Source organism: Maritimimonas sp. 2210JD6-3 (genome assembly GCF_056591795.1).
The window spans coordinates 46,586-64,180 of sequence record NZ_JBWQOJ010000010.1 but is presented as its reverse complement, the minus strand read 5'-3'; the positions used below and the strand labels follow the sequence as shown (position 1 = coordinate 64,180).

Here is a 17,595-nt window from a genome sequence, read left to right as displayed (position 1 = left end):
AAAAAAATTATTTAAATGAAAAAATCAATCTTAATAGTATTAATTGCAATTCTTTATGGATGTACATCAAAAGAATTAAAAAGATCAGATAAATTAAATCAAGAAGACGTTATTGAAGGTTTTATCAATTTACTTGAAAATGATATAGAAGATGATAATATTAACGATGGTAGTATCTCAATGGCAATCATCTATAAAGATACAACTTTGGTGTCAAAAGCCTTTGGAAATGCAGATGAAAACACCATATACCGCATAGGTTCTATGACAAAATCGTTTACAGGTTTTCTACTATTAAAACTGCAACAAGAAGGCATTTTAAATAGCAATGAGCCTATTGAAAATTACCTGCCTGAAATTAAAAACTTGGTTGATTATGATAAGCATCCACCTATCACTTTTGCACAACTGGCATCCCATACGTCTGGTTTGGATAGAGAATCGCACTATCGAGATGCCAATTTTGGTGCGGTAACCGAGTGGGAACAAAAGGTACTGGCAGCCCTACCAGAATTAGGTTTTAGAAATACACCTAACGAGCGTTTTAGGTATTCAAATATGGGATATGCTATTTTAGGTTTAGCACTATCTAAAGCAGCAAACAAACCTTATGTAGAATTGGTTAGGTCGTATATTTTGAACCCTTTACAAATGACGAATACCTATTTTGAAGTCCCAAAAAGCAAAAAGCAACATTTGGCAAAAGGTATCGCTGGAGGCCCAACAGCAGAATTAAATGAACAATTGCCATTAGACGAGCATAAGGGTAGAGGTTATCGTGTTCCAAACGGAGGCTTATATTCAACACCAAACGATATGGCAAAATTTATAAAGGCGTGTATGGGATTTTCAGAAATCTTAAATTCTGAAACTGTAAAACATCTTCAAACTACCCAAACACCAACAAAACGATTACGCTCTAATTACAGTTTTGGTTTTGATTTATATGAAGACCAAGCTATTGAAACCGTTGGACACGGTGGTTCTACACCAGGATATTCGGCACATTTTGAATTTGAAAAAAATAGTCAGTACGGTATTGTTATAATGCGCAATTACAATTTTGGTAATACTAATTTAGATTTGAGAGCTAATGCTTTATTAAGAAGATTAACTTTATTAGAGTAAAATTAATTTTATTTTTCGACCTCATAAAACTTTGGTTAAAACAATAGGTGAGTGGAGCGACCATATTTTAGGGATTTAGTTACTATTTCCATTGGTATTACTGCTTTTAAAGGTATTCTCTATTAGTCTTGGTTAGTTACAATGCTTCCTAAAATATAGCGTAACAAACCGTTAATTGTTTCCAAAGTTTTATGCAGTCTTGATTTTTTTGTTTCTTTTTTTATCAAGAAAAAAAGATAAGAGAAACCTTTAGAAGTTCTACAGCTTCAGTTTCTATTTTACATAATATTAGAAGTTCTAATTAAAAGAATATTCTAATGAAAGTAAGAACAAAGCAAGTGTACAGAAATTTTTAAGCAAGGAATTGAGCAAGGGAAAATTTTGTACTGTTGCGTAATGTTAACGTGAAGTTTCTGAAAACTTTTTACAACGAGAATTTCAATTGCAAACGAATTATAAATACGAAGCTAAAAGCATTTGCTTTTTTTGGTGGCTGCAAGCGTTAGAAAATTGAAATTTAAAAATAATTGTATCAGCAATTATGTTTTAAATAAACAATCGAGCGTTTGTAGGCGGCAATTTTACATAATGGCAAATTATAGATACAAATAACTGTTGTCGCTGAGAATCGCATATTTCAAAATTTCTGCACAATGATCTTGTAGAACGCAATGAAAAGAATGGCTGGTGCGAATCAATTTAGCCGAGCGGCATTGGCGAGGCCAAGCTTTATGAAATAAAGCGCAGACATAATAACAATTATAGCTATCAAATAAAACTACAAAGATTCTTAGCCGTAATTTACTTAAACATAATTATGGACGATATAATTCTAAAGAAGTTATATCTATAATTATGTGTAAATAGCCTTAAATACGGCTATACGCAAATTACTATGTATTTGTACTATAATGTTCCGCGTTATGTTACTTTGCTTTGGAAAAGCAAAGGATGTTAACGTAATTTTCTTCGAAAAAAATCTCTTCTAAAAGCTTCTTTCACCAAAGTTAATGGAACACTCTTTTTGCGACGACGTAGGAGGGAAGCATAATGTGTGTGGAATGTTAATCATTGCTAGAATTTATTATGACATCTTACCAGCTCTTTCAAGAAGCTCAATCATTCCATGAATCTTATCTGATACAATTTTTGCAGCTATAACTGCTTCATTAGCCTTAACTTTGAGTTCATCATCAACAATAACTTTGTGTTCGTTTAACTCATGAAGCGTCCCATTCAATTTCGCCGCAGCAATCTTTAAACGATGCTTGATATTCTTATTTCTATCGATTTTTTTTGGTAAAACGATTCTAAAAAGGTATAATGTGTAAAGAAGAAGTGCAATAATAACACAGCTTGGAATTATAATAATGGTCGCCAGAAATGCGACTAGTACGTTGTTTGTACGTCCATCAAACTCTTCTCCCGCATCATTATGAAATGCCTCATGACAATGTTGCTCACCATCAATGGGGTAAAAAGTGAAGTCAATTATTTTTTCAAAAATTCTCCATTGTAATGGCGCCTTTTCACCAGAGTTATTGTGCTGATTATAATAACCTACTCGAGCAGAAATAGTGTTGTCAGGATTGCCACCTGCAATAACATTACCTAATTGATCTATTGAAACGAAAAAATTACCTAGAAACCCCATGATATTTTGTTTAAGAAATTATAATATCTATTCTTGATTACTATCATTCGAGTTGTTAAAAATATTATTACCAAACCTAAATGTTATGGAGATGAAAGGATTAATTGTATATAAGTTTTCATGTAACTGCCCGTCATTTAAATTTTCCATAACAATTTGTCCTTCTGAATATTCACCGTTCAAAAACCTCTGTTGATGAGCGGTTAAACCAACTACTAAACCAATATTCTGATTCCAAAAAAAAGAACATCCGAGAAAAACTGTAGGGGCTTCTAAGTCAAATCCTAGACCACCTGTTAGGCCTACAGATATATCTTTTGATAAATGATTTTGTGGCATATATGTAAAAAAGACAGAAGGGGCAAAATTAAATTTCTTTCTATCATGCTCTTCTGTAATAATAAAGCCATCATCCATTGATTTAACAAAATAATTATCCTCGTTATTTATAGAATGTGTGATAAATGAAAACCCATAACTCGTAAACCATCTACCTTTTTTTGTAGTACTAAATGTGTATTTCCAAACTTTTGGCTTACCATTTATATCACGGGTTATTCTAACCTCGAGGGTTTGACCTCTTTTTAGTTTATATGATCGTATGAATTCTTTAGAAGTTCTTAACTCGAAAATATTTAGCTCATTTTTAACCAGTAATATTTGCTCAGGTTTACAATTGAGCTGTCCAGTATCTGAATTCAATGTTTGGATTTTCTCTCTAACACTTTGAATTACTTTGGCTATTTCTTTCTCTGTCTCAGCCATATTTCCATCCCTCAATTGATTTTCAATTTTTTCTATTTCATCGCACTTATCTTTTGCAGCAGTACTGACATCGGTAGCAATTTGAGAAATAGGTTCTGAATTTAATGGATTTAATATTTGATCTTTTATTTCAACAATCAAGTTATATTTAGCGTTTGGAAGCTTATTAACAATTTTTATTTTGTATGAGGTATTAGCACGAATTGTTTCCGTAATTTCATTGTCGTCACTTAAATCTAATGTTAATGTTTCTTGAGCAGAAACTACACCTATAAAAAATAGAATTAACACTAATGCGTTATAGAATTTCATATTTAATGTTTTATTTTAAAATTTTTAATCAGAATTACTAAACCATTTTTTTGGTGAAACTCCTAATGTAAGACCGCCCCAATAATGTACTGGTTTGCCTTCTTTGAACTCTCTTGTACGAGCGAAAAAAGTATATCTCAAATAAAAATTATTACTAAATAGAAGGTTAAAACCACCATTAAACTCAAACAGTAATCTGTTTACTTCATTGTGAGGTATTTTGTATAAACTTTTATCATTAAATAGTAGCCCTTCTAATGTTGAGTTATATCCTACAATTCTTATGTAAGGATTGATGTAAAAGTTTAATTTAACGAACGGCGTCTTTAGTTTTTGATTACTGTAATTTTTATTAGCTAAGTTGGTACTTAATGCAGCTGTATATACTGGAACAGGTGTATTATCAACACCAAAAACTGGAAATGAGTTAATATTTATCAAATCAACATATAATCCAGCTTGTCCATTAATCATATAATTACCTAAATCAATTCCTGCTGTCCAATAAGGCGTAAGTATTTTGGAATTAACTTTATTCTGTTCTTTGGATCCTATTCTCTTCATAAGTCTAGCATTGTAATTTATACCCAAAGAACCATCGTAACCTATTTGGTTTGGCCAGCCAAGTGGATTTGGTCTAGTAGTTCCAAAAAAATGTCTGTCATGTAAAAAATATTGTATTTTGCCTGGCCCTGAACTACCGATTAGACCTATATACAGTTTTGAAATTAATTGAGCATCTCGATTTTCATTTAACGACATTTTCCCAAGGCTTAAATATGCGAAAGAGGCATATGGTCTGTCACCCCTTACTACAATTTCTGATTCTAGATCTTGAGGTGTATAGCCAGAACCGCCAAGAGCAATCTTTTGATAATTGAGGGCATCAGTCTTTGAAAGTTTAAAAAAAGGCTGCCAAAAATTCCACTGAGGAGTAGTTAATTCAAGATTTAGCCCTCCAGTGTAATTTTCATCTTCATTATTAATAAAAAGGAAATCATTTTCGTGTGTTAGAAGTAATTGAAAGCCTTTATTATTTTGCGAAAAGGATAAAGCATAGGCTAATGAAACTATTAGTACTAGCAGTTTTTTCATGGCAGAGTAGGGGTTAATTGACTTGTAACAAGTTATTACGATATTTTGATGCTAGTCAAGGGGAAATTTCCCCTTTTTTAACAGGATTTTTCCCGTAAAGTTTAGGGTGTTTTTCCTCTAATAAAACAAATGCCTATTAGCTATATTTGTTAGTTATGAGTTAAACAAAACTTCCCAATTACTGTGAAAACTAATCAATATATCAAGTAAGGTTAATGGAACACTTTTTTTGCGACGATGTAGGAGGGAAGCAAAATGTGTGTGGAGTGATATTAAACTAGTACTGTCATTTAGGGTAATGAAATCATAAAATAGAAGGCGTTGAAGGTTCTTCTTTATAATAAAAATTCATGGGCAGTTTAGGTTCTTTTGGGCTAATATTACTATCTGAAGAGGAAATTCGGAGGGTAACATCGTAAGATATTTTAACAAAACTAGGTTTTCTAGTATTACCTTGAAGACTTTGCATACTAATGGCTGAGTTATTATTGACTTCCCATGTTATAAAGAAGCAAGTACCTAAGACATCATCAAAAACACTTTTAATATTTTTTATTTTTGTGCTTTGCAAATAATTACTCGTATCTATGAATTTATTTAATGGGATATTATTTTTTTGTTTAAATTCTTTTGAATTAAAATATTCTTTATTTGCTTCATGGTCATTTGAAAATTTTAGCCCTATTAAACATCTGCCATAATTTAAATCATAAGTATTTTCAAATCTAATCCCATTCCTATTATTGAGGTTATTATCGAAATGTTTACCAATTATTTTTTGATTTTCATCTAAAACAACGAGGTCCACATCGTTTGAAGGTATTAAACTTCCGGAGTTTAAAGCTCCCATATCATAAACTAAAGCCAGCCAACTATTCTTTAATAAGATAAAATCTGATTCGTCATTATTTATTTTAGATATTCTTACAGTTCTCATATTCATTAAATTTCTAAACCTTTATTTCTTGTAAATTCACTACTAAAACGATCAATTCCCCCGTTTAAGTTAACTATTTCACTCAATTTTGAACGCCAAGTTTCTATATTAATATCGAATTTGTCATCTGTATCTTGTCTTGTTTGGTTGTTTTCTTGACCCCAGTGTAATATTGCATTAAATTCTTGATTGGCTAAATTGGTAGCAAACTCAACCAAGTCACTTGATCCTCTCACATCTTTAAGACCAGATATTTCTATTGATACTGTGTTAAACCATCTTTGAGGTCCTATAAGTGCGTCTGTGCCTGACATAAACCTGAGTGCTAGATATCCGACAAAGACTGCTCCCTCTTCAAATTCTTGTCTTAGTTCCTCAGCCAAGATAGCATCGATATAAGTCATATATTCATCTTCGTCAGCGTTAAAAAACACTTCCATTGAAGAAGCATTAGCATTACAACTTACATCTGTGTAATCCCATATCTCCATATTAGCGTAACTAATAGCTTCATAATCTTTCGCACTTTGCGCATCTGTAAACAACCCATGTGCAATTGAATGCCACATTGCCATTTGAGCAAATCTTTCTTCAGGATTGTTAGTGTCATAAAAAATAGCGTCTCTTAATATATCTACCGCTTCACCTCTTGTAAAAGAAGTACCTCTTAATGATTCAACTATTGCCTTTACTATGGCTAAAATAATTGCTAAAAAAGCAAGAAAACCTGCTGCGGTAGTCGCAACAGCTTGTATAGGGCCAGGCATGGCTACCGCACTTATAATTGGTCCAGATGCCGCTCCGGCGATTACAAAATCATCATACTCAGATATAACCCCATCCAAAATACCAATTAAGAAGTTGTCATAAGTACAGGCATTATTTAATGTACTTCCTAATATACCACCGTCGGAACCAGGAGGCCCACTATATGGAGTTGATTTACCAGCATATTCGAATAATGGACTTTTAATTCTATCATTATACGACTCAATTAAGTTTCCTCTTCTTTTATTCCTACCGGGAGGATTTTGGGGATCAGTTGGTGGGATAATACTCATTTTGGTTATTCCACATACATTATCAGTGAAATCATTTATTTTTGTAATGTTGACCGCAATTTGTAAATATCTGGCTCTAAGATTTCCAATTGTAAATATAGATGAATCTCTATTTGATAGTTCACCTTTTACCCAATCCCATGTACATAAAGGACCATTTTCTGGATCGCCAACTCTATGATATCTTATCCTATTTAAATTAAATTGTCTTACTGCGGATATAACCACTGAGTAAACAATGCCAAAACGTCCACAAGAAACAAGGACAGAATTAAACATATCATCATCTCGAATAATTGTAAATTCTGATTTTGAGCCGTATAAATTTTGAAGGGCCTGATCATCGGTTAATTTAGTATTTGGATCAAATTCATCAATTGCACCAATAATCTTCAAATTCTCTCGTTCTATCCAATACTGTTTGCCTCCATCACCAACCAAATGAATTGCTTGTACGCAATCAGCTAGAGGTGGTAGGTATATATCTGCTCCATGTGTTCCAGTATTTATCGCACCAAAAACTGTTTGCCCACCTGCAGAGCCCATTGTGTGAAGAGACCAAGGACCAAAATATGAGTCATTTCGCTGTGTAGAATTATCAAATTGATAATTATAGTATATATAATTAGCTAAACTATCATTAAAGTTTTCATCGCCATAATCTAGTTCAGAATACAATTGATAAATTCTCTTACCAGCTTCTACGTGATATAAATAAAATCCATTATGGTTATTGGGAGAAGTACTTATTTCACTGTTGTATTTATCAATATTATGACCATTAGAAGCCATGTAATTAGTAAATTCTCTACTTAGACAATAAGGAATTACTTCTCTAAGGGTTCTCCCCATTGGAGTTTTCGAATTCCTTGGATCATTGGTCTCAATGAAAGACTCATCACTAACTGCCGTTTTAGATAGAGACCAATGACTACCACTTGCTTTAAGACTATTAAAGTCACTACTGTTTGAACAAATTTGAATAAGGTCTTCGAGGGTTTCTGGGTATAGGACCTTTTCGGCATTTTGTATGTGTGGTTCATTAATGAAATCATGTTTTCTGGTCCATGCTATATTATTTTCTTCTCTTAAACTCATTTTCTTACTTTTTACAATTCTGAGAATTATTTAAACTAAAGCTTCGGCAATAGTTTCAGAAATAGGTAGCCCTAAATGGTTCTCAATCCATAGCCATTGGCCACCAGGGTTACATTCTAGAAATATTGGTTCATTATTTTTGTCAATTATCAAGTCATAGGCACCATAAATTAGACCTAGTTTTTTGTGTAGAATTAATAATTTATCTTTCAATTTATAATCCAGATCAATACTTTCATAAATTGGATTAAACTGATCTTTTCGCCAGTCTAATTTAGTTTCTTCTGATTCTTGTGATCTAATTTTAGCGGTAAAAAATTTGTCTTTAACAATTGTAACTCTAAGTTCAAACTTTTTAATAATCATTTCTTGAAAAATGCATGGAGCTAATGAAATTTCGACGGAATTCTTCATGATAATGTCTCGTGACACTTCATTTGTAAAAACTATGAAGTCCGGAGGCTGCATAAAAGCGTTTAGAGTTTTGTAGATTAGTTTCTCTTCTTTATTGAAGTAATTTAAGATTCGTTCAGCGTTATTAGATATAATAGTCTTAGGTATTTGTAGACCTATTTGTTTTGCAAGTGAAAGTTGAAAAGGTTTATTTGATGCTTTACTATGAGCTTCTGGAGAATTCACCCACACAGCATTAGGAATAATTTCATGTAAAGATCTCAAAACAGTTAGCCATTCTTTTTGTCTAAATTGAACAAAGGGTTGGGGTTTTGCTCCAGAAAATTCGAAAAACATAAGAGGTTTTAACCTCCACCATATCTTATTTATTTTTTTGGAGTCCACTTGTAACCCATTTTCATCTTTAAATAAAACCGAAGGATTTTTATTTAAATAAGAAATTGAAACATAATTCGAGAATTTATATCTATCAATAAATAATAAGTTCTTGTTTTTCTCATTCAAAATTGAAATGATTTTTTCAATATGAGGATCTGGACTTTGACTTATTATTAAAGTAAACTTATTCTTTTCATTTGCCATTGGTTCATAAACACTTGAGTATTGATAAATAAAAAATTAAGAATCCGCATCCGCATCTCCGTCGCAAAAGGTTATAGTACCAGTACCCGATCCAGTGCCAGCGCCAGTACCATTAGTCAAATTGCTTATTTTATTTTCTATCTTAATGCGTTCTTTAAATCTTACACCAAAAGGGATCAATTCTGCTTCAAAGTCATCACCAAAACATTGTTCAGCGAGCTTTGTTGCATGTTTTAAATAGGCCTCATTATCCCTTGAATTGGATAGTTCAAAACTTTGGCAATTCAATCTTTCTTTAAATTCTTCACCTCGTGCGAATGCTTCATGTACAATAGATGGGCAAGTGATATCCTCAAATGTAAGGCCTAATGTTTCCAAAAAAGTTTTTGGCGATTTCACAAATTCATTTCCTAACTCTAAATTATCCTGAAAAGAAGAAGAAATGTCGAACCCCTTGGGTTCATTCTTCTTCTTCTTCTTATTATTATTATTCATGGCTGAGAAGTATTTTAGCTAAAAATAGAATAGTTTTAAATTGATTTCAAGGGGAAATTTCCCCTTTTTTATGCGGATTTTTCCCGTAAAATTTAGGGTGTTTTTCCTCTTGATTGATTGGAGCTGGATTATTACCTTTCGAAGTTGTCTAAAAAAGAAATAGAAATGAATGAAGAGAATCAATTAGGGTTTGACTTCGAAAATAATAATGAAGATGAAGAAAAAAATCTTCAACTTAAAAAAGAAAGACTAGAGTTATTAAGTAATGTAATAAGTGGAAATTTAACAACTACTAGAGAAAAAGTAGCATATATTTTAAACTCCTATACAGGTGCTAGAAATTCTGATATTGAGTTAGCATGGAGTTATTGGATGGCTTTCGAGTCTGAGAAGTTTGATACAAAAAGTATTACAAAAGATCAGATGAAAGCATTGTCTCGAATGAGTTCATTAATTAGAGCTAGAGCAAAGATTCAAAATGAGTATCGTCTTTTTCAGGCGGATGATACCGTGAAAAAATATCGTGGAGTATTAGAAGAACAAAAGAAAATTGAAGCAACGGAGGATAAGCCTGCGAATCTGCCAGTATATTCGGTTTTTATTGATGAAACAGGTAAAAATCAAAACTTTTTATCCGTTGGTGGCTTATGGGTTATAGATGGAGGGATTTCAACTTTTAAAACTAGTCAAATATTAACTAAATGGAAGGAAGATAATAATATTAATTATGAATTTCATTTCTCCCAAGTAAAAAGAAATAAAGTCGAGGAGTATAAAAACTTTTTTCTAAAATTTCTTTCTCTTAACCCTACTATTGGATTCAAAGTTATTATTATTCAAAATAAAGGTTTTAAGGATATTGGTAAGGCAATAACGGATCTCACATTTCATTTAATTAACAAGGGCATTGATCACGAAAATGCTACTGGGCGAGCACCATTACCAAGAATCTTACAAGTTTGGTTGGACCAAGAAGAGAAAGGCAGCGATATTTTAAAACTTGAAAATGTGAAAGAAAGAATACTAAGTCAGAAAATTGAGAATTTATACTTAGGAGATTTTGAAGCTGTTAACTCTGAAGATAATCATTATATCCAAGCAACTGATTTATTTATATCATCTGTAAATCGAAAGTTACATATTAATAATGATAACCCTCATTTTAAAGATGAACTAGCGGATTATATATTGGATTTGGTACAATTCGATATTGATAAGATAAACAGAGAGAATTCAAATATTGATAGCTCAACTGTTTTCAATTTATCAAATTTCCAAGTCGGTTAATAATTATTAAAATTTAGTTATTATGGTTATAAAAAAAGTAAGGATCAATAATTTTAGATTATTAAAAGAAATAGAATTATCATTTGATAATAAATCTACAGTTATTGTTGGGCGAAATAATTCAGGAAAAACTTCCCTTACGGAAATATTTAGACGGTTTTTTTCAGAATCTAATTCTCAAAAATTCAAATTAGAGGATTTCAGCATTTCTGCTATTGATAATTTTCGTCAAGCCCTTACACGTAAATTGGCAGGCGAAGAGGAAGATATAATTAGAGATTTATTACCCAAAATTGAATTGCAATTGGTTGTTGATTATGATGATGATAAAACTGATTATGGAGTGTTAAGTGAATTTATTATTGATCTTGACGAAAGTAATACAGAAGCCATTATCAATATTAGCTACCAGTTAAAGGATGGTAAGATAAAAGCATTCTTTTATGATTTAGATGATCCAAATCATTCAGATTTTTTGAGTGTAATAAGAGAAAGAATCTTAAAGTTTTTTGCAACAGAGATTACTACTGTTGATCCAACTGATGATACTAATATTACTAAAGTCGATCAGAGTAAATTATTAGAACTTATTGGTGTAGATTTCATTAATGCTCAAAGAGGTCTAGATGATATTACTCAAAATGAAAAAGATGTACTAGGGAAAGTCTTGAGTAGTATTTTTAAAAGCGCTTCACACGAAAATGCTTCAGAAGATATGAAGCAAAAATCTAAAGCGCTAAAAGATGAAGTTGATAAAATTCAAGATGTAGTTGATAAAGACTTAAAAGAAAAAATAGATGCTCTCTTACCGACTTTAGAAATATTTGGATATCCAGGTTTATCAGACCCTAATCTTACAACAAAAACAACATTTAATGCTGAAACAATAGTAGAAAGTAATACTAAAATTTTATATGATAAATCTGATGGAATAACTTTGCCAGAAACTTATAACGGTCTTGGTTCAAGAAATCTAATATTTATTCTTTTTAAACTTTTCGAATACTTCAGAAAATACCAATCCAATCCAATATTAATAAAGAATCATCTTGTTTTTATTGAAGAACCTGAAGCTCATTTACACCCTCAAATGCAAGAGGTTTTTATTTCTAAACTTTATAGTATTGCAGATACATTTTCAAAGGATTTAAACAATGGCGTTCAGTGGCCAGTACAGTTTGTTGTAAGCACTCATTCTACGCATATTGCTAACGAAGCTGATTTTGACACTATTCGTTACTTTCTGACAAAAAATGATGGCAATTTAACAGAAACTGAAGTGAAAGATTTGAAAGAAGCATTTAAAGCCGAAGAAGATAATGAGGACAAAGAATTTATTTATAAATATTTGACCCTTACGAAATCGGATTTATTTTTTGCTGATAAAGCAGTTTTAATTGAAGGAGCAACAGAAAGAATTTTAATGCCAAGCTTTATAAAAAAAATAGATAGCGACTTAGAAAATAAATTGAGTAGTCAGTATTTGACAGTTTTAGAAGTTGGAGGTGCTTATGCGCACCATTTCTATAAGTTTTTAGATTTTTTGAATTTAAAAACATTGATTATCACTGATCTAGATTCAATCGACACTAATAATAATAGAACTGCTTGTATTGTTTCAAATGGCAATGACACAAGCAACTCTGGGCTAAAAAAATGGTTTGATAACTTATCAGATCCAACTTCAGATACTGAACCATCAATTTTGAATCAAATTCAACAAAAGACTTTTACAGAAAAAGAAATAGAATCTAGGAGGATTTCCTATCAAATATCAGAAGGAGAACATAATCCTTGTGGAAGAAGTTTTGAAGATGCATTTATGATAGCAAATAAAACACTTTTTGGGATTACTCAAAACGACAAAAGTGCTATTGAAAGTGAAGCTTATGGGCAAGCAGAAAAATTGAAAAATAAAAAGGCGAATTTTGCCTTGGAATATGCATTAGAGAAAACTGAATGGAATATCCCTTTATACATAAAAGAAGGTCTTAATTGGTTGTCAGAAAATATTCTTGCAAATCAAAATACTGAAGAAAATGGCGACTAATAGTAAAAGCCCAGCGGAAATAGCATCAGAAGAAGCATTAACAAAACTCTATCAAGCAATTGATGAAAACCAATGCTTTAGATTAGAAGCAGGAGCAGGAGCAGGGAAAACTTATTCATTAATCAAAGCGTTACAATACTTAATTGACAAAAAAGAAGTTTTGTTTCTTAGAAAAAATCAAAGAATAGCCTGTATAACATATACGAATACCGCAAAGGAAGAAATAGAAGATAGAGTTGATAACAATCCTGTTATTTATGCAGATACTATACACGCATTTAGTTGGAGTTTTATAAGTGGTTTTCAAAAAAATATTCGTGAATTCATTCCCTCAATTAGTGAAAAATGGGCAGAAAGAGTTGAAGAAGTAGGTGGTTTAAACGATCAATTGGTTAAGTATGATTTAGGATATCCTAAGGCAACAGAAAATGAAATTTTGTTGCATCATGATGATGTAATAAAAATTATGGTACATCTTTTAACAAAGGATAAATTTAAAAGGTTATTGACTAATAGATTTCCTATAATCTTAATTGATGAATATCAAGATACTAATACAGACTTAGCAGATTCAATTGTGAGTCAATTAATAAATTCTGATTATGACGTCATGATTGGGTTATTTGGTGACCATTGGCAAAAAATATATGGTTCCAATGTCTGCGGTCTAATTGAAGATGAAAATATTATTGAAATTGGAAAAAATGCTAATTTCAGATCTGAAAAAAACATAGTTGGGTTGTTAAATAGAATGAGGCCTGAGCTTCCTCAAAACGAGAAAGACCCAAACTCTGAAGGGGAAATAGTTGTCTTTCATACAAATAATTTTTCTGGAACCAGGAGAACTGGAAGTCATTGGAGCGGAGATTTACCAGTTGAATTATCAAAAGAAAGTGTACAAAAAGTAAAAGAAATTTTGACTGAGGCAGGTTGGATATTTGATTTTGAAAACACTAAAATATTAATGTTAACAAATAATGTTTTAGCTGAAGAACAAGGATATAGAAATCTAGCATCAGTTTTTAGAGATTCAGATGATTATTTAAAAATGAATGATCATTATATAAGGTTTTTCATCGAAGTCTTAGAACCTGTCTGTAGAGCTTTTAACAATAAAGAGTATGGAGAAATGTTTTCTGCGTTAAACTCTAAAACAATTAAACTGAGTAGTCAAAACGATAAATCAACTTGGAATTCTAATTTAAACCAATTAATTAAAGTTAGAAAATCAGGAACAATAGGGGAAGTACTTGCGCTTCTGAAAACAACAGCTCGTCCAAGATTATCGCCAAAAGTTGAAGAAAAGGAATCAAAATTTGACAGAATAAAACAATTGGAAGAAGTTCCAGAAGAAGATAAATCTTTCATTTCAAAAATTGAAAAGTTAAAATACGTAAACTATGAAGAAGTAATTAATTTGTTCGAATATTTAAATAAAAATACTCCTTTTTCTACTAAGCATGGAGTAAAAGGTAAAGAATTTAACAATGTACTTGTAATATCAGGTAGAGGGTGGAATCACTATAATTGGGATGAATTTTTAACTTGGCATAATACAGCGATTCCTTCTGGTAGAGAAAGTGCTTACGAACGAAATAGAAACTTGTTTTATGTATGTTGTTCACGTCCTAAAAAGAGATTAGCTGTTTTATTTACACAAGAATTATCTTCAAACTCTCTAGATACCCTTTCTAGTTGGTTTGGGGCAGATAACATAAATGCAATAACCTTTTAGCCATCGATATTCAACACGGCCTCATAAAACGTTGGCGAAAACTATAGGTGAGAGGAATGGCTATATTTTAGCCTTGATAGCAGCAAATTTTTGTGCTAATTAACTGATAATTAAATCACAAAATTTCAATACAATACGCTGCGATTTCTAAAATATAATGGAGCGAACCGTACATAGTTTCCAAAGTTTTATGCAGCCTTGATCTTTTGTTTCTTTTGCATCAAGGCAAAAGAAAGGTGTTAAAACCTTAAATCATCGAGTTTCTATTTAACATAATATCGAAAAGCTAAAGAAAGAATGCTTGAATTAGCAGAGTAATATGAGCAAGTGAACAGAATTTGCAAAGCAAATTTGTTCTGTTGCGTAAGTTTTGTACAAAGCCTATGAGATTTTTCTTGTAGAATCTTCAATGTTAAACGAATGTTTAAAAAGAACCTAAAAGCATTTGCTTTTTTTTTGGTGGCTGCAAGCGATGGAAAATTGAAATTTAAAAATGATTGCATCAGCAATTATATTTTAAATAAACAATCGAGCGTTTGTAGACGGCAATTTTACATAATGCCAAATTATAGATACAAATAGCAGAATGCTGGAGTCTCTGAGAATCGCATATTTTAAAATTTACGGAGGATTGTCTTGAATAACGTAAAGAAAAGCATGGCTGGTGCGAATCTATTTAGCCGAGCAGCATTGGCGAGGCCAAGCGAAATGAAATGTAGCGCAGACATAATAACAATTATAGCTATCAAATTAAACTACAAAGATTCTTAGCCGTAATTTACTTGAACATAATTATTGACGATATAATTCTAAAGAAGTTATATCTATAATTATGTATAAATAGCCTGAAATACGGCTATACGCAAATTACTATGTATTTGTACTATAATGTTCTGCGTTATGTAACTTGAGCTTTGGTTAAAAGCGAAAATTGTTACTACAGTTTATTGAAAAAATTTATTCTAAAACTTTCTTCTGCAATGTTAATGGAACACTTTTTATGCGACGACATAGGAGGGAAGCATAATGTGTGTGGAATGGAATTTATTAATAGAAATGTTTCTATTTTTATAGATAAAATTTAAAGTTCTTTTTAAGTTGATTAATATAATAACAAATCTACAAATACACCAATATATTTTTTATGCGATGTTGAAACTAGCATTGTTTTATTCAACTACAAATTCATAAATACCTCTATCATTAGAGTTCAATATTGAAGTTTTAAGTTGTAAATGTCCATTTACACCATTAAGATCCATAACTATATAGTGAAAATTAGTATTAACATATCCTCCATCTAAAAAATAAGTGCCGTCATCTAATAATTCAACCCCTATTTTACTCGTGAATGTGTTGCTTGTCTCATTATATGTACTAGAAATTGTAAAAACTTGGTTTTGGCTTTCATAAAAAACACTACCCCCAATTTCTTGCACATTTTCAATAAAAACATCTTCAATTGAGCCATCAGAATTTCGTTTTTTTAGAGTCAAATTATAATTTAGAGATATTTCATTAGGTAAAAAATAATCTTTAAGTTTTATGGTATTCCCATTATCAGTAATTTGTTCATTATGTATTGTAGTTGTTATAAAAATATACTCACCCACAGAAAATAGTGTTTGATTATTTTCAATACTAATAAGATTTAAATTTTCAACTACATCACCTGGTAAATCATCATCTGAGCATTGAAAGGCAAATAAAAATGGTACTAAAAAAGTAACTAAAATTAATTTTGATTTTAGTGCTTTCATATTTAAGTTTTTTAAAATGAATATCCTATTCTAATATGAAGGTTTAAAGCAACATCGTTTACTTTCTCATATATTTCTGGGTTATCAGGAAAATATCGTACAAAACCTAATCCTAGTCCAGTTTCATAAGTAAAATGATCTCCAATTGTTCTTCTAATTCCCCAAGTTGGAATAATGGAAATATCTGGAGTTACTAAAATATTATTTTTATTAGAGATTACAAACCAATCTGGATGATAACTTGTTTTAATACTTAAAAAATTACCACTATTTCCTTTTATGCTTCTCGATTTTTTGACTCTTTTATCAAGATTATAATACCATCTTGGTTCTAAAGTAATTGTTGGAGTTAGTATGAAATTGGTGTCATTATAATAATCGCTTCCTTGAATTCCTGTATCTAAACCTATCTCAGTTCTAAGAGCAAATTGGTTGGATAATTTTGCTTCATTATGTACCCAAACACCCAAAAATCCTGTTTGAACTCCAAAAATAGATTTCTCTACACTAGCGTTTTGAGCAAATGTTTGTATACATGATATACAAATTGTAAAAATTATTAAGGCTTGTTTCAATTTTTTAGTTTTTATTCTGTAAAAGAAAAATTTAGATTTACTAACTGATCATCTTCTTCTATTGAAAAAGACTCACTCGCCACAATGCTCCCATCCACTTTTATTGATAACTCAACAGAATAGGGTTCGAAAACATCATTAAGAGATACAATAGATTCGTCTTGATATGACAATCCTAATTGGTTCATAAATTCAATATCCTGTTGTATATGAACTTTTTTAAATGGTAAATGACTATTACTATGTGAAAAGGTTGTAATATCTAAATCAGTACTACTATTCTGATTAACTCCGCTAGTTATAACAGTTTCAATTTTAGATAAAATTGTTTCATTAGTTGAAGTAACTATAAACTCAATATCTGCTTTTTTAGGGTAATTTAAACGCGGGTCATCATCGTCAGAACCACAAGAAGTTAAAAAAGAGACACACAATAACAAGGTTGCATAGATTAATTTTTTCATAATTTGTATATTTTAAATTAGATTACAAAAGTGATACGTAAGATTGATTAATACCTAACGGTTTTCAGGTATTTTATATTAGTGGTTTTCCGTTATTGATTTCAATAATCATTTTCTTTTCTTTGTAATTACAAATGGTATACTAGTTTTAAACAATGGTAAGTCATTTTTAGTTTTTCTGAT

14 protein-coding genes are annotated in these 17,595 nt (G+C 31.0%); 4 read left to right on the top strand and 10 right to left on the bottom strand.

Annotation, left to right across the window (positions count from 1 at the left end):
- Positions 1-15 precede the first annotated feature (15 nt).
- Positions 16-1,128, top strand: coding sequence for a serine hydrolase domain-containing protein (locus AC1EUY_RS06635; RefSeq protein WP_480194725.1), 1,113 nt, complete (start codon positions 16-18; stop codon positions 1,126-1,128).
- Positions 1,129-2,212: 1,084 nt separating this feature from the next.
- Here the strand turns inward: AC1EUY_RS06635 and AC1EUY_RS06630 are convergent.
- From AC1EUY_RS06630 to AC1EUY_RS06600, 7 genes are all read right to left on the bottom strand, one after another.
- Complete coding sequence (locus AC1EUY_RS06630; protein ID WP_480194724.1) at positions 2,213-2,782, bottom strand: hypothetical protein; 570 nt, start codon at positions 2,780-2,782, stop codon at positions 2,213-2,215.
- A gap of 27 nt (positions 2,783-2,809) precedes the next feature.
- Positions 2,810-3,859 (bottom strand): hypothetical protein, encoded by a 1,050-nt coding sequence (locus AC1EUY_RS06625; protein WP_480194723.1) that lies wholly within the window; start codon positions 3,857-3,859, stop codon positions 2,810-2,812.
- A 24-nt stretch (positions 3,860-3,883) separates the two neighbouring features.
- A complete protein-coding gene (locus tag AC1EUY_RS06620; protein ID WP_480194722.1) occupies positions 3,884-4,954 on the bottom strand; it encodes a lipid A-modifier LpxR family protein in 1,071 nt (356 codons plus the stop codon).
- 304 nt (positions 4,955-5,258) lie between these two features.
- The gene (locus AC1EUY_RS06615; protein WP_480194721.1) at positions 5,259-5,891 is read right to left on the bottom strand and encodes a hypothetical protein; all 633 of its coding nucleotides are present in this window, start codon (positions 5,889-5,891) and stop codon (positions 5,259-5,261) included.
- Positions 5,892-5,896: 5 nt separating this feature from the next.
- Positions 5,897-8,050 (bottom strand): hypothetical protein, encoded by a 2,154-nt coding sequence (locus tag AC1EUY_RS06610; protein ID WP_480194720.1) that lies wholly within the window; start codon positions 8,048-8,050, stop codon positions 5,897-5,899.
- A gap of 30 nt (positions 8,051-8,080) precedes the next feature.
- Positions 8,081-9,046 carry an MvdC/MvdD family ATP grasp protein gene (locus tag AC1EUY_RS06605; RefSeq protein WP_480194719.1) on the bottom strand — a complete coding sequence of 322 codons (966 nt, stop codon included), beginning with the start codon at positions 9,044-9,046 and terminating at the stop codon, positions 8,081-8,083.
- 36 nt (positions 9,047-9,082) lie between these two features.
- Positions 9,083-9,541, bottom strand: coding sequence for a hypothetical protein (locus AC1EUY_RS06600; protein WP_480194718.1), 459 nt, complete (start codon positions 9,539-9,541; stop codon positions 9,083-9,085).
- Positions 9,542-9,706: 165 nt separating this feature from the next.
- Between AC1EUY_RS06600 and AC1EUY_RS06595 the strand changes: the two genes are divergently transcribed.
- Genes AC1EUY_RS06595 through AC1EUY_RS06585 form a run of 3 tightly spaced genes read left to right on the top strand, consistent with a single transcriptional unit; the run spans position 9,707 to position 14,613 of the window.
- Entirely contained in the window at positions 9,707-10,828 is a 1,122-nt protein-coding gene (locus AC1EUY_RS06595) for a DUF3800 domain-containing protein (protein ID WP_480194717.1), read from the top strand.
- A 22-nt stretch (positions 10,829-10,850) separates the two neighbouring features.
- Entirely contained in the window at positions 10,851-12,878 is a 2,028-nt protein-coding gene (locus tag AC1EUY_RS06590) for an ATP-dependent nuclease (protein WP_480194716.1), read from the top strand.
- Entirely contained in the window at positions 12,868-14,613 is a 1,746-nt protein-coding gene (locus AC1EUY_RS06585; protein WP_480194715.1) for a UvrD-helicase domain-containing protein, read from the top strand. Before AC1EUY_RS06590 ends, AC1EUY_RS06585 begins: the two co-directional genes overlap by 11 nt.
- Before the next feature lie 1,169 nt (positions 14,614-15,782).
- On the opposite strand, the gene AC1EUY_RS06580 is transcribed toward AC1EUY_RS06585, so the two are convergent.
- The 3 genes from AC1EUY_RS06580 to AC1EUY_RS06570 are packed head-to-tail and all read right to left on the bottom strand — an operon-like array spanning position 15,783 to position 17,412.
- Positions 15,783-16,373: a hypothetical protein gene (locus tag AC1EUY_RS06580; RefSeq protein WP_480194714.1), complete on the bottom strand. Its 591-nt coding sequence runs from the start codon at positions 16,371-16,373 to the stop codon at positions 15,783-15,785.
- A gap of 11 nt (positions 16,374-16,384) precedes the next feature.
- Positions 16,385-16,948 (bottom strand): hypothetical protein, encoded by a 564-nt coding sequence (locus tag AC1EUY_RS06575; protein ID WP_480194713.1) that lies wholly within the window; start codon positions 16,946-16,948, stop codon positions 16,385-16,387.
- 11 nt (positions 16,949-16,959) lie between these two features.
- Positions 16,960-17,412: a hypothetical protein gene (locus AC1EUY_RS06570; RefSeq protein ID WP_480194712.1), complete on the bottom strand. Its 453-nt coding sequence runs from the start codon at positions 17,410-17,412 to the stop codon at positions 16,960-16,962.
- Between the last annotated feature and the right edge of the window lie 183 nt (positions 17,413-17,595).